The organism is Enterobacter sp. R-25 (genome assembly GCF_049913205.1).
GTDB lineage: Bacteria > Pseudomonadota > Gammaproteobacteria > Enterobacterales > Enterobacteriaceae > Enterobacter > Enterobacter ludwigii.
Map to the genome: position 1 here is coordinate 4,720,422 of NZ_CP183982.1, position 14,017 is coordinate 4,734,438.

Sequence of the window (14,017 nt, forward strand, 5' to 3'; positions counted from 1 at the left end):
CCAATTAATACATCGGCGTTAATTGCAGAGGGGGCTCCTTAAGAACCTTAACCTGCTCAGTAAATGTGGATATCTGGCTGCGCCAGTAATCCTCTCCGGTAAGCCACGGGAAATTACGGGGAAATGCAGGATCGTCCCAACGCCTGATTAACCATGCGAGATAATAAACAAAACGCATCGCGCGTAAAGGTTCAATCAGGACAATTTCGTCTGAATTAAAAGGGCTAAACTCTTCATAGGCCTCAATAATCGTTTCAAGCTGCATCCGTTGCTCAGCTTTATCGCCATTGAGCAGCATCCACAGGTCCTGAACCGCAGGCCCCATACGTGCATCATCGAGATCGACGAACAGCGGGCCATCACGCCAGAGAATATTACCAGCGTGACAATCGCCGTGCAGACGCAGAACGGAAATATCATCGCGCCAGCAGGTTTTCACCGCATCAATAAGTTTATCGGTCGCGTTGAGGAAATTATCCTTAAGCGCTTTGGGGATTAGCGCCGAGGTTTCAAATACCTGACGAGGTTCAAGCAGGTATTCCTGAATACCGATTGTCGGACGGGCAATAAAGTCTTCTTTGCGTCCCGTCTGGTGAATGCGTCCCAGATATCGGGCAACCCACTCCATCTGATCGATATTATCCGCTTCAAACTGGCGGCCCCCCAGGCTTGGGAAGACGGCGTAGTAAAACCCTTCGTGGGTGAGCAGCGTTTGGTTATTAAATTTAAGCGGCGCGGCAACGGGAACATCATCATCCAGCAGATCGTGAGCAAACTGGTGCTCTTCCTGAATTTGTTCTGCGGACCAACGTTGAGGGCGATAGAACTTTACGACGAAGCGCTGACGATCCTCGTCCTGAAACTGATAGACGCGGTTTTCGTAGCTATTTAAGGGGGTTAGCCCGGAATCCACCCGAATACCCTGTTCAAACAGCGCATCCATAATGGTATCCGGGTGTAATGTCTGGAAAGTAAAAGCCTGGTCGTTCATCCGATCATCCGGAAATTATACGAATGATTCAGGATATCATCTTGTGGCGATTTCGGTGCCGCCGCTTACAAGCTTTTACTCTTTAATTACGCCACGTGCGCGCAGCAACGCGGTTTTAAAATCTTCCTCATAATCTTTCTGAATACCAGGAATAACAGCGTCTTTGGCAGAGTCGCGCATTTTGAGATGGTAGATCAGGATATCGTCAGAAAGGTCTGTCAGTTCGCCGTCAAAACCTGACTCTTTTGCCAGTTTCTGTAAAAATTGCATCAGATTAAGCTCTGGCTCTTTTTGCCAGGCCGGCTGGAGGAGTTCAATGACTTCATTCAGACGTTTACATTTCATGGTGGTGCTCCTTTCATTGAGAGTGACACGTTAGCAGGGTCAATCCCACAATAAAAGAGGCGATATTCATGAATCATGGCCAGCAAATAATCGGCGTTGTTCTGGCGGGTGGCAAGGCAACCCGAATGGGGGGGAAAGATAAAGGTCTTCAGCTCCTTAACGGTAAGCCACTCTGGCAGCATGTCGCTGATACGCTTGCGGGCCAGGTCATGACAATGGCCATCAGCGCTAACAGGCATAGAGATGTTTATCAGCGTAGCGGGTATCCCGTTTACGAGGATACCCAGGAGAATTACCCCGGGCCGCTGGCCGGTATGCTTTCGGTTATGCAGCAGTCGCACGGAGAGTGGTTTATCTTCTGTCCGTGTGATACCCCGTTTATTCCGTCTTGTCTTGTCGAACGCATGGTACGGCTTCGTGGTAGCGCACCCGTTGTCTGGGCCCATGACGGTGAGCGTGACCACCCTGCTGTTGCATTGATCCACCGTTCGTTAGTTCCGGCGTTACAGGAGTACCTGACGGCAGGAGAGCGCAGGGTGATGGCTTTTATGCGCCGGTCAGGCGGCCATCCCGTCGATTTTAGCGATTTGAAGTCGGCGTTTATGAACGTCAATACCACAGAAGATTTGCAGATGATGCAGGAGAAAAAATGATACCTGTTTTGGCCATTTCAGCCTGGAGTGGTACCGGGAAAACGACGCTGCTGAAAAAACTGATCCCTGCGCTTTGCGCTAAAGGTGTTCGCCCCGGATTAATTAAGCATACGCATCACAATATGGATGTCGATAAGCCGGGAAAAGACAGCTATGAGCTGCGTAAAGCAGGTGCTGCCCAAACGATGGTGGCGAGTGATCAGCGCTGGGCATTGATGACTGAAACACCGGATGAAGCGCCGCTGGATCTCATGTATCTGGTTAGTCGGATGGATCACTCTACTCTGGATCTGGTGCTGGTTGAGGGGTTTAAGCATGACGCGGTGGCAAAGATCCTGCTGTTCAGAAGCCATGCCGGGCATGATGTTCACGAGCTGACGCTCGATGAGCATGTAATTGCAGTCGCCAGTGACGTAGCCCTGGATCTGGAGATACCGGTACTGGATTTGAATAACGTTGAGGAGATCGCCGCGTTTATTTTGAATTGGTGTGCTGTCTGATGCTCTCTCCGGCAGCGGGAAAAACCCAAAGCAAAAAACCCCGCACCATACGGTACGGGGTTCTTTTAATTGATGCCTGGCAGTTCCCTACTCTCACATGGGGAGACCCCACACTACCATCGGCGCTACGGCGTTTCACTTCTGAGTTCGGCATGGGGTCAGGTGGGACCACCGCGCTAAAGCCGCCAGGCAAATTCTGTAATCTGTATCAGCTGAAAATCGTCTCTCATCGCCAAAACACCTTCGGCGTTGTAAGGTTAAGCCTCACGGTTCATTAGTATCGGTTAGCTCAACGCATCGCTGCGCTTACACACCCGACCTATCAACGTCGTAGTCTTCAACGTTCCTTCAGGAGACTTAAAGTCTCAGGGAGAACTCATCTCGGGGCAAGTTTCGTGCTTAGATGCTTTCAGCACTTATCTCTTCCGCATTTAGCTACCGGGCAGTGCCATTGGCATGACAACCCGAACACCAGTGATGCGTCCACTCCGGTCCTCTCGTACTAGGAGCAGCCCCCCTCAATTCTCCAGCGCCCACGGCAGATAGGGACCGAACTGTCTCACGACGTTCTAAACCCAGCTCGCGTACCACTTTAAATGGCGAACAGCCATACCCTTGGGACCTACTTCAGCCCCAGGATGTGATGAGCCGACATCGAGGTGCCAAACACCGCCGTCGATATGAACTCTTGGGCGGTATCAGCCTGTTATCCCCGGAGTACCTTTTATCCGTTGAGCGATGGCCCTTCCATTCAGAACCACCGGATCACTATGACCTGCTTTCGCACCTGCTCGAGCCGTCACTCTCGCAGTCAAGCTAGCTTATGCCATTGCACTAACCTCCTGATGTCCGACCAGGATTAGCTAACCTTCGTGCTCCTCCGTTACTCTTTGGGAGGAGACCGCCCCAGTCAAACTACCCACCAGACACTGTCCGCAACCCGGATTACGGGTCTACGTTAGAACACCAGCCATTAAAGGGTGGTATTTCAAGGTTGGCTCCACGCAGACTGGCGTCCACGCTTCAAAGCCTCCCACCTATCCTACACATCAAGGACCAGTGTTCAGTGTCAAGCTATAGTAAAGGTTCACGGGGTCTTTCCGTCTTGCCGCGGGTACACTGCATCTTCACAGCGAGTTCAATTTCACTGAGTCTCGGGTGGAGACAGCCTGGCCATCATTACGCCATTCGTGCAGGTCGGAACTTACCCGACAAGGAATTTCGCTACCTTAGGACCGTTATAGTTACGGCCGCCGTTTACCGGGGCTTCGATCAAGAGCTTCGCGTTACCGCTAACCCCATCAATTAACCTTCCGGCACCGGGCAGGCGTCACACCGTATACGTCCACTTTCGTGTTTGCACAGTGCTGTGTTTTTAATAAACAGTTGCAGCCAGCTGGTATCTTCGACTGATTTCAGCTCCACCCGCAGGGGCTTCACCTACATATCAGCGTGCCTTCTCCCGAAGTTACGGCACCATTTTGCCTAGTTCCTTCACCCGAGTTCTCTCAAGCGCCTTGGTATTCTCTACCTGACCACCTGTGTCGGTTTGGGGTACGATTTGATGTTACCTGATGCTTAGAGGCTTTTCCTGGAAGCAGGGCATTTGTTACTTCAGCACCGTAGTGCCTCGTCATCACACCTCAGCGTTAATAAGGTACCGGATTTACCTGGAACCTCCGCCTACATGCTTAAACCGGGACAACCGTCGCCCGGCTAACATAGCCTTCTCCGTCCCCCCTTCGCAGTAACACCAAGTACAGGAATATTAACCTGTTTCCCATCGACTACGCCTTTCGGCCTCGCCTTAGGGGTCGACTCACCCTGCCCCGATTAACGTTGGACAGGAACCCTTGGTCTTCCGGCGAGCGGGCTTTTCACCCGCTTTATCGTTACTTATGTCAGCATTCGCACTTCTGATACCTCCAGCACCCCTCACAGGACACCTTCAACGGCTTACAGAACGCTCCCCTACCCAACAACACATAGTGTCGCTGCCGCAGCTTCGGTGCATGGTTTAGCCCCGTTACATCTTCCGCGCAGGCCGACTCGACCAGTGAGCTATTACGCTTTCTTTAAATGATGGCTGCTTCTAAGCCAACATCCTGGCTGTCTGTGCCTTCCCACATCGTTTCCCACTTAACCATGACTTTGGGACCTTAGCTGGCGGTCTGGGTTGTTTCCCTCTTCACGACGGACGTTAGCACCCGCCGTGTGTCTCCCGTGATAACATTCTTCGGTATTCGTAGTTTGCATCGGGTTGGTAAGCCGGGATGGCCCCCTAGCCGAAACAGTGCTCTACCCCCGAAGATGAGTTCACGAGGCGCTACCTAAATAGCTTTCGGGGAGAACCAGCTATCTCCCGGTTTGATTGGCCTTTCACCCCCAGCCACAAGTCATCCGCTAATTTTTCAACATTAGTCGGTTCGGTCCTCCAGTTAGTGTTACCCAACCTTCAACCTGCCCATGGCTAGATCACCGGGTTTCGGGTCTATACCCTGCAACTTAACGCCCAGTTAAGACTCGGTTTCCCTTCGGCTCCCCTATACGGTTAACCTTGCTACAGAATATAAGTCGCTGACCCATTATACAAAAGGTACGCAGTCACCCCATAAAGAGGCTCCCACTGCTTGTACGTACACGGTTTCAGGTTCTTTTTCACTCCCCTCGCCGGGGTTCTTTTCGCCTTTCCCTCACGGTACTGGTTCACTATCGGTCAGTCAGGAGTATTTAGCCTTGGAGGATGGTCCCCCCATATTCAGACAGGATACCACGTGTCCCGCCCTACTCTTCGAGTTCACAGCCTGTGTGCTTTCGTGTACGGGACTGTCACCCTGTACCGTGCGACTTTCCAGACGCTTCCACTAACACACAAGCTGATTCAGACTCTGGGCTGCTCCCCGTTCGCTCGCCGCTACTGGGGGAATCTCGGTTGATTTCTTTTCCTCGGGGTACTTAGATGTTTCAGTTCCCCCGGTTCGCCTCGTTAACCTATGTATTCAGTTAACGATAGTGTGTCGGAACACACTGGGTTTCCCCATTCGGACATCGCCGGGTCAAAGGTTCATATCACCTCGCCGGCGCTTTTCGCAGATTAGCACGTCCTTCATCGCCTCTGACTGCCAGGGCATCCACCGTGTACGCTTAGTCGCTTAACCTCACAACCCGAAGATGTTTCTTTCGATTCATCACCGGTTTGCGAAAATTTGAGAGACTCGAACACACATAACATGTGTGTCGTTTCAATTTTCAGCTTGATCCAGATTTTTAAAGAGCAAATATCTCAAACGTCACCCGAAGATGAGTTTTGAGATATGTCGGCAGGTGACTTTCACTCACGAACCAGCAAGTGGCGTCCCCTAGGGGATTCGAACCCCTGTTACCGCCGTGAAAGGGCGGTGTCCTGGGCCTCTAGACGAAGGGGACACTGAAGTCTCAATCGCAAGACGCCTTGCTATTTACTTTTCATCAGACAATCTGTGTGAGCACTACAAAGGCAGGTTCTTTAAGGTAAGGAGGTGATCCAACCGCAGGTTCCCCTACGGTTACCTTGTTACGACTTCACCCCAGTCATGAATCACAAAGTGGTAAGCGCCCTCCCGAAGGTTAAGCTACCTACTTCTTTTGCAACCCACTCCCATGGTGTGACGGGCGGTGTGTACAAGGCCCGGGAACGTATTCACCGTAGCATTCTGATCTACGATTACTAGCGATTCCGACTTCATGGAGTCGAGTTGCAGACTCCAATCCGGACTACGACGCACTTTATGAGGTCCGCTTGCTCTCGCGAGTTCGCTTCTCTTTGTATGCGCCATTGTAGCACGTGTGTAGCCCTACTCGTAAGGGCCATGATGACTTGACGTCATCCCCACCTTCCTCCAGTTTATCACTGGCAGTCTCCTTTGAGTTCCCGGCCGGACCGCTGGCAACAAAGGATAAGGGTTGCGCTCGTTGCGGGACTTAACCCAACATTTCACAACACGAGCTGACGACAGCCATGCAGCACCTGTCTCAGAGTTCCCGAAGGCACCAAAGCATCTCTGCTAAGTTCTCTGGATGTCAAGAGTAGGTAAGGTTCTTCGCGTTGCATCGAATTAAACCACATGCTCCACCGCTTGTGCGGGCCCCCGTCAATTCATTTGAGTTTTAACCTTGCGGCCGTACTCCCCAGGCGGTCGACTTAACGCGTTAGCTCCGGAAGCCACGCCTCAAGGGCACAACCTCCAAGTCGACATCGTTTACGGCGTGGACTACCAGGGTATCTAATCCTGTTTGCTCCCCACGCTTTCGCACCTGAGCGTCAGTCTTTGTCCAGGGGGCCGCCTTCGCCACCGGTATTCCTCCAGATCTCTACGCATTTCACCGCTACACCTGGAATTCTACCCCCCTCTACAAGACTCTAGCCTGCCAGTTTCGAATGCAGTTCCCAGGTTGAGCCCGGGGATTTCACATCCGACTTGACAGACCGCCTGCGTGCGCTTTACGCCCAGTAATTCCGATTAACGCTTGCACCCTCCGTATTACCGCGGCTGCTGGCACGGAGTTAGCCGGTGCTTCTTCTGCGGGTAACGTCAATTGCTGCGGTTATTAACCACAACACCTTCCTCCCCGCTGAAAGTACTTTACAACCCGAAGGCCTTCTTCATACACGCGGCATGGCTGCATCAGGCTTGCGCCCATTGTGCAATATTCCCCACTGCTGCCTCCCGTAGGAGTCTGGACCGTGTCTCAGTTCCAGTGTGGCTGGTCATCCTCTCAGACCAGCTAGGGATCGTCGCCTAGGTGAGCCGTTACCCCACCTACTAGCTAATCCCATCTGGGCACATCTGATGGCAAGAGGCCCGAAGGTCCCCCTCTTTGGTCTTGCGACGTTATGCGGTATTAGCTACCGTTTCCAGTAGTTATCCCCCTCCATCAGGCAGTTTCCCAGACATTACTCACCCGTCCGCCACTCGTCACCCGAGAGCAAGCTCTCTGTGCTACCGTTCGACTTGCATGTGTTAGGCCTGCCGCCAGCGTTCAATCTGAGCCATGATCAAACTCTTCAATTTAAGTTTGATGCTCGTGAATTAAACTTCGTAATGAATTACGTATGTTCACTCAGAGACTTTGGTATTCATTTAGTGTCCGAAGACATTAAGAATCCATGTCACTTTGAGTGCCCACACAGATTGTCTGATAAATTGTTAAAGAGCAGTGCCGCTTCGTTTTCGCTGCGGCGCGGGGTGTGCATATTACGCTTTCCCGCTTCAGAGTCAAGCATTTATTTTCGCTTATCTCTGCTGACCCGGCGGCGTGTGTGCCGTTGTTCCGTGTCAGTGGAGGCGCATTATAGGGAGTTATTCTGAAGTGACAAGAGGAAATTCAAAAAAAGTTTCTGTCCGTGTTTTTTTTCACCAACAGGGGTGAAATCAAGCTACAAATTGTTCTATTTGATGTATCTGCAACCACAATAACACCCGAGGTGGCATAATTATCAGCATGAATCTTTAAGGAATAAACGCGATGCCATTAAGCGCACAACAACTGGCTGCCCAAAAAAACCTGTCGTATGTGCTGGCAGAAAAACTGGCTCAGCTGATTTTAGCGGGTAAATATGCCCCGGGGAGCATCCTGCCGGGTGAAATGGAGTTGGGTGAGCAGTTTGGGGTGAGCCGTACCGCCGTTCGCGAAGCGGTGAAAACCTTAACGGCAAAAGGCATGGTGCTTCCGCGTCCTCGCATTGGTACGCGTGTGATGCCACAGAGCAACTGGAACTTCCTCGATCAGGAACTGCTCTCATGGTGGATGACGGAAGATAACTTTCATCAGGTTGTCGATCACTTCCTGGTGATGCGCAGCAGTCTTGAACCTCAGGCCTGCCTCCTTGCCGCCACGCTCGGGACGGCAGAACAGAAAGCGCAGCTCAATGCCCTGATGGAAGAGATGGTGTTCCTGAAAAAACACTTCAACCGCGAACGCTGGATTGAGGTCGATATGGCCTGGCATGAACACATCTATATGATGAGCGCCAATCCGTTCCTGACATCCTTTGCCTCTTTATTCCATTCGGTATACCACACCTACTTTACCTCTATTACGCAAGACGAAGTGGTAAAGCTGGATTTGCACCAGGCGATTGTTGATGCCATTCAGGAGAGCGACGGGCAGCGAGCCCAGGATGCATGCCAGGCATTGCTGGCCGCGCCAACCCACCAGCAGGTACATAAATGAGAGAGAAAAAAGCGCGCAGCATGGCCGGATTGCCGTGGATTGCAGCCATGGCGTTCTTTATGCAGGCACTGGATGCCACCATCCTCAACACAGCGCTACCCGCGATTGCACAAAGCCTTAACCGATCCCCGCTGGCGATGCAGTCCGCCATCATCAGTTATACCCTGACTGTCGCGATGCTCATTCCGGTGAGCGGCTGGCTGGCTGACCGCTTCGGCACCCGCAAAATATTCATGCTGGCTGTGACGCTCTTTACGCTCGGCTCTTTGGCCTGTGCGCTGTCAACGTCTCTTACAGAGCTGGTCATCTTCCGTGTTCTTCAGGGCGTTGGCGGGGCGATGATGATGCCCGTGGCGCGTCTGGCGTTACTGCGCGCCTATCCGCGCAGTGAACTGCTTCCTGTGCTCAACTTTGTCACAATGCCCGGCCTGGTCGGCCCCATACTGGGTCCGGTTCTCGGCGGGGTATTCGTCACCTGGGCAAGCTGGCACTGGATCTTCCTGATTAATATTCCCATTGGCGTCGCGGGGCTGCTTTATGCCCGCAAATATATGCCGAACTTCACCACCCCAAGACGCCGTTTCGATATGCGTGGTTTTTTCCTGTTTGGCCTGAGCCTGGTGCTCTTCTCCAGTGGGATGGAGCTGTTTGGTGAGAAGATCGTGGCGACATGGATTGCACTCTCCGTCATCCTCGGCGGTATTTTGCTGTTCCTTCTTTATATACGTCATGCACGCCGTCACCCGACGCCGTTAATTTCTCTGTCGCTGTTTAACACCCGAACGTTTTCCGTGGGGATTGCGGGCAACATTGCCTCACGCCTGGGGACGGGCTGCGTGCCGTTCCTGATGCCACTGATGCTGCAGGTGGGTTTCGGCTACCCGGCTCTGATTGCCGGTTGCATGATGGCACCCACGGCGATGGGCTCTATTCTGGCCAAATCAACCGTCACGCAGGTGTTGCGTTGGTTTGGTTATCGTAAGACGCTGGTAGGTGTAACGGTCTTTATCGGGCTGATGATCGCGCAGTTCTCCCTGCAATCCGCCTCTTTACCGGTCTGGATGCTGATCCTGCCCCTGTTTGTGCTGGGAATGGCAATGTCGACACAGTTCACGTCGATGAACACCATCACCCTCGCCGACCTGACCGACGATAACGCCAGTAGCGGCAACAGCGTGCTGGCAGTAACTCAGCAGTTGTCGATCAGTCTGGGGGTAGCCATCAGTGCGGCGGTGCTGCGGTTTTATGAAGGTTTTGACAGCGCGAACACCGTCGAACAGTTCCACTATACCTTTATTACCATGGGCGCACTCACCGTCGTGTCGGCGCTGGTCTTTATGCTGTTAAAACCCAAAGATGGCCGCAACCTGATCAAAGAGCGCCACAAAGCAAAGGCTAAACCGAACCCCGTTCCATCAGAACAGGAGTAAGCTGCAGACGTTGTTGCTGCAGGCCGGGCTCGGCCATTCGGTGGATAAGCACATCGATGGCCAGCTCGCCCAGTTCATCTTTTGGCTGATGAATCGTGGTAAGCGGCGGCGTCATGTAGCGGGCCAGTTCAATGTCATCGTAACCAATCACCGCCATATCGTGTGGAACACGCAGCCCCGCCTGATATAACGCCTGATACGCGCCAAACGCCATCGCATCGTTGCCGATAAACACAGCCTGCGGACGCTGCGCTTGCGACAGCAATTTCTGCATAGCTTCAAAGCCGCCGTTAAATTCGAAATCACCGGTAATACGGTAGCCATCCGGAACAGTAAGCCCCGCCCGCGCCATCGCAGAAAGATACCCCTCAAGACGCAAACGCGCCGGGGTTTTATCCAGGGGGCCGGTAATGCAGGCGATGCGGGTATAGCCTTTATCGATCAGATACTGGGTGGCCATGTCACCTCCCAGCAGCGAGTTATCCTGAATGAGATCGCTGGTGCCGTCGAACGGCGCCCAGTCCATCATCACCGTGGGAATAGAAGGGTAGCGCTGAATAATCTCTTTCGAGGGTTGATGTGTTTCGGTACACAGCAGCAGTAACCCGTCGACGCGTTTTTGCATCAGCGTCTCCAGGTTGCGGTTCATTCGCTGCTCATCCCCTTCGGTATTGCACAGCACCAGGCTGTAACCACGCTCGAAGCAGCTGCGTTCGACACCGCGAACAAGTTCAGAATAAAAGGGGTTGGTACTGGCGGTGATCAGCATGCCAATGGTGCGCGTCTGGTTGAGCTTGAGGCTGCGCGCCAGCGCGGACGGCGCATAGTTGAGATCTTTAACCGCGGCTTCGACTTTTTCCCGAATCGCCTCGCTAACGAAGCGATCGTTATTAATGACGTGGGAGACTGTCGACGTAGAAACGCCCGCCTGGCGGGCGACATCTTTCATTGTGGCCAAGCGTTACCCCTGCTGACTTAAGAATTCATCAATCTCTTTACGCCACGGAACGGAAGGCTGGGCACCTTTGCGCGTTACGGCAATCGCCGCGGCGGCATGGGCAAAGCGGATAGCATCATCCATTCTCTTGCCTTCCAGCAGCGCAGTCACCAATGCACCGTTAAAGGTATCTCCCGCCGCGATGGTATCAATCGCCTTAACCTTAAAGCCCGGCACGCGACGGCCTTCCCCGTTTACGCTGGCCCACACTCCACGGCTGCCAAGGGTAATAATAACGGTGCCGATGCCTTTATCGTGCAGCACTTTCGCCGCCCGCGCGGCGTCGTCATCATTTTCAACGCGAACGCCTGTCAGTTTCTCCGCTTCAGTTTCGTTCGGGGTAATGATATCCACCAGCGCCAGCAGCTCGTCTGATAATACCCGCGCAGGCGCAGGATTGAGTACGACAGTGGTATGATTTTGATGCGCTATCGCTGCGGCCGCCAGGACGCTTTCAACAGGTGATTCCAGCTGCATCAGAAGCGCTTCGGCATTCGCGATGATCTCGCGCTGCGCGTTCACCCGCTCAGTGGTCAGCGCGGCGTTAGCCCCCGCATGAATACCGATGACATTCTCACCTTCCGCGTTGACGAAAATCAGCGCCACGCCGGTTGATTCCCCTTCGACAACGCTGACAGGCGCAATATCAATGTTATCGCTGGCCAGCTGTTTGCGTACGCGCTCACCGGTATCGTCATCACCCGTGCAGGCAATAAAGGCGATCTTCGCCCCACTGCGTCCTGCGGCGACGGCCTGGTTGGCGCCCTTACCGCCGAATGCCACCTGATACTGATTACCGGTGACGGTTTCGCCTGGTGTCGGGAACGATTCAAGGTTAAGAATGTGATCGGCATTGATACTGCCAAGGACGACAAGATTGCCTGCGGTTTTCATGGTTGAGGTGTCCATCTGAGAGCGCCACCGGTGTGACCCGGTGGCGTATGCCACACTTTTCTTTATAGGGTGTCCCTCAGGCAGCCAGCGACTGCCTGATTCGCCTTTTACTGCTTGATGACCAGTTTCAGATCAACAGGATATTTGGCCTGAACTTTTTCGCCCTTCAGCACTTTATCAGCAGTCTGCACGCCCGTTGCGCCGATCTGCTCAGGCAGCTGAGCGATAGTCGCCGCCAGTTTGCCATCTTTTACTGCTTTTTCACCATCCGGTGTGCCGTCAAATCCGACAACCATCACATCAGATTTACCTGCGGTCTGCAGAGCACGCAGCGCGCCCAGCGCCATTTCGTCGTTCTGTGCAAACACAGCCTGCACGTCAGGGTGCGCGGTCAGCAGGTTCTGCATCACGTTCAGACCTTTCGTGCGGTCGAAGTCAGCAGGCTGGCTGGCCAGTACGTTAAATTTGTGCGCTGCAACAGCCTGCTGGAAGCCTTCACCACGCTCACGCGCCGCTGACGTACCGGCAATACCCTGCAGTTCGATAACTTTCGCGCCTTCACCCGCTTTCTTCGCGATGTAGTCACCCGCGATTTTGCCACCCAGTACGTTATCAGAAGCGATGTGGCTGACTACGTCGCCTTTCGTCGCCTGACGGTCAAGGGTGATGACCGGGATCTTCGCCTGATTTGCCATCTTCACGGCGTTACCCACGGCGTCAGAATCCGTTGGGTTGATCAGCAGGATTTTGGTGCCACGAACGGTTAAGTCCTGAACGTTTGCCAGCTCTTTCGCCGGGTTGTTCTGAGAGTCCAGCACCACCAGGTTGTAGCCCAGTTTGTCAGCTTCTTTCTGTGCACCGTCCTTCAGGGAGACGAAGAACGGGTTGTTCAGCGTGGAGATAACCAGCGCGATGGTGTCTTTCGCCATTGCGTTAGCACTTACGGTTGCGCTCAGCGCGACAGCAGAAACCAGGGTAGCCAGTTTTTTCATGTTCATATCTAAGATGTCCTGTAGTGTCGTCAGTTACTGTTTTTTGTTGTCTACCAGAACCGCCAGCAAAATCACCACTGCTTTAACGATCATCTGGTAATAGGAGGAAACACCTAATAAATTCAAACCATTATTCAGGAAACCAAGGATCAGTGCGCCGATCAATGTCCCAACAATGCGACCTTTACCGCCCGCAAGACTCGTACCGCCCAGAACGACTGCCGCAATGGCATCCAGCTCATACCCCGTCCCCGCCGTTGGCTGCGCTGAAGAGAGGCGCGCCACTTCGATGATGCCTGCCAGAGAGGCCAGCAGACCACACAGCGAATAGACGATGATTTTGACTTTATTGACGCTGATCCCGGACAGACGCGTTGCCGCTTCGTTACCGCCCAGCGCATAGATATAACGACCCAGACGGGTGTGATGCAGCATGTACCACGCCGCGAGGAAAACGATAGCCATGATCCAGACCGGCGTCGGGATACCCAGCGGACGACCAATACCGAACCAGCCAAACAGATCGGCGTTATCCGTAAAGCCGGTATTTACCGGACTGCCGTTGGTATAAACCATGGTGACACCGCGCAGCAGGAGCATCATGACCAGCGTCGCAATGAACGCCTGAACGCGACCTTTCGCCACAATCACACCGGTCACGGCACCAATTGCCGCCCCAAGTGCCAGCGCAGCTGCAACGGCCACCAGCGCGTTGACCTCAATCCCTACAATTGAAGCCGCAACCGCACCGGTGAGCGCCAGCAGGGAACCGACGGACAGATCGATACCCGATGTCAAAATCACCAGCGTCATCCCTACCGCCATAATGGCGTTAACCGACGTCTGCTGAAGAATATTGAACAGGTTATTAACGGTAAAAAAGTTTGGGCTCATGGTCGAAACAATCGCGATCAACACCAGCAGGGCAATCAGCGATTTTTGCTCCAGCAGCCATGCCTTTGTGAAATAACGGCGACCAGAAACAGCCTGGGTAGTCATCTT

Annotated in this window: 10 protein-coding genes, 1 tRNA gene and 3 rRNA genes; 4 read left to right on the plus strand and 10 right to left on the minus strand. The window is 53.3% G+C overall.

Annotated elements, in window-relative coordinates:
• Positions 1 to 4: 4 nt before the first annotated feature.
• Both ACN9MQ_RS22555 and ACN9MQ_RS22560 read right to left on the minus strand, forming a co-directional pair.
• The gene (locus ACN9MQ_RS22555; protein WP_020883991.1) at positions 5 to 991 is read right to left on the minus strand and encodes a serine/threonine protein kinase; all 987 of its coding nucleotides are present in this window, start codon (positions 989 to 991) and stop codon (positions 5 to 7) included.
• Positions 992 to 1,066: 75 nt separating this feature from the next.
• Positions 1,067 to 1,336 carry a YihD family protein gene (locus ACN9MQ_RS22560; RefSeq protein ID WP_010436801.1) on the minus strand — a complete coding sequence of 90 codons (270 nt, stop codon included), beginning with the start codon at positions 1,334 to 1,336 and terminating at the stop codon, positions 1,067 to 1,069.
• A 68-nt stretch (positions 1,337 to 1,404) separates the two neighbouring features.
• On the opposite strand from ACN9MQ_RS22560, the gene mobA reads away from it, so the two are divergent.
• Together mobA and mobB are read left to right on the plus strand one after the other, a co-directional pair.
• Positions 1,405 to 1,989: a molybdenum cofactor guanylyltransferase MobA gene (mobA, locus tag ACN9MQ_RS22565; RefSeq protein ID WP_348574042.1), complete on the plus strand. Its 585-nt coding sequence runs from the start codon at positions 1,405 to 1,407 to the stop codon at positions 1,987 to 1,989.
• Positions 1,986 to 2,489, plus strand: a complete 504-nt coding sequence (gene mobB / locus ACN9MQ_RS22570; RefSeq protein WP_032680055.1) for a molybdopterin-guanine dinucleotide biosynthesis protein MobB — start codon at positions 1,986 to 1,988, stop codon at positions 2,487 to 2,489. Before mobA ends, mobB begins: the two co-directional genes overlap by 4 nt.
• Positions 2,490 to 2,563: 74 nt before the next feature.
• On the opposite strand, the gene rrf is transcribed toward mobB, so the two are convergent.
• The 4 genes from rrf to ACN9MQ_RS22590 all read right to left on the minus strand — a co-directional run bounded on the left by rrf (position 2,564) and on the right by ACN9MQ_RS22590 (position 7,540).
• Positions 2,564 to 2,679: ribosomal RNA gene (gene rrf, locus ACN9MQ_RS22575) — 5S ribosomal RNA — on the minus strand.
• Between the two features lie 63 nt (positions 2,680 to 2,742).
• Positions 2,743 to 5,647 (minus strand): 23S ribosomal RNA (locus ACN9MQ_RS22580).
• Between the two features lie 192 nt (positions 5,648 to 5,839).
• Positions 5,840 to 5,915, minus strand: a tRNA-Glu gene (locus ACN9MQ_RS22585).
• An 85-nt stretch (positions 5,916 to 6,000) separates the two neighbouring features.
• Positions 6,001 to 7,540, minus strand: a 16S ribosomal RNA gene (locus tag ACN9MQ_RS22590).
• The 16S, 23S and 5S rRNA genes sit together here with 1 tRNA gene alongside, the layout of an rRNA operon.
• A gap of 454 nt (positions 7,541 to 7,994) precedes the next feature.
• On the opposite strand from ACN9MQ_RS22590, the gene ACN9MQ_RS22595 reads away from it, so the two are divergent.
• Both ACN9MQ_RS22595 and mdtD read left to right on the plus strand, forming a co-directional pair.
• On the plus strand, positions 7,995 to 8,702 hold the full coding sequence (locus ACN9MQ_RS22595; protein ID WP_020882776.1) for a FadR/GntR family transcriptional regulator: 708 nt from the start codon (positions 7,995 to 7,997) through the stop codon (positions 8,700 to 8,702).
• On the plus strand, positions 8,699 to 10,132 hold the full coding sequence (mdtD, locus tag ACN9MQ_RS22600) for a multidrug transporter subunit MdtD (RefSeq protein WP_426021509.1): 1,434 nt from the start codon (positions 8,699 to 8,701) through the stop codon (positions 10,130 to 10,132). Before ACN9MQ_RS22595 ends, mdtD begins: the two co-directional genes overlap by 4 nt.
• Here mdtD and rbsR read toward each other — a convergent pair.
• From rbsR to rbsC, 4 genes are all read right to left on the minus strand, one after another.
• Positions 10,098 to 11,090, minus strand: a complete 993-nt coding sequence (rbsR, locus tag ACN9MQ_RS22605) for a ribose operon transcriptional repressor RbsR (RefSeq protein ID WP_072255737.1) — start codon at positions 11,088 to 11,090, stop codon at positions 10,098 to 10,100. The genes mdtD and rbsR overlap by 35 nt on opposite strands.
• 3 nt (positions 11,091 to 11,093) lie before the next feature.
• Entirely contained in the window at positions 11,094 to 12,023 is a 930-nt protein-coding gene (rbsK, locus tag ACN9MQ_RS22610) for a ribokinase (protein WP_025202725.1), read from the minus strand.
• A gap of 107 nt (positions 12,024 to 12,130) precedes the next feature.
• Entirely contained in the window at positions 12,131 to 13,021 is an 891-nt protein-coding gene (gene rbsB, locus ACN9MQ_RS22615) for a ribose ABC transporter substrate-binding protein RbsB (RefSeq protein ID WP_014172267.1), read from the minus strand.
• A gap of 27 nt (positions 13,022 to 13,048) precedes the next feature.
• Positions 13,049 to 14,014: a ribose ABC transporter permease gene (rbsC, locus tag ACN9MQ_RS22620; RefSeq protein ID WP_020882772.1), complete on the minus strand. Its 966-nt coding sequence runs from the start codon at positions 14,012 to 14,014 to the stop codon at positions 13,049 to 13,051.
• Positions 14,015 to 14,017: the final 3 nt, after the last annotated feature.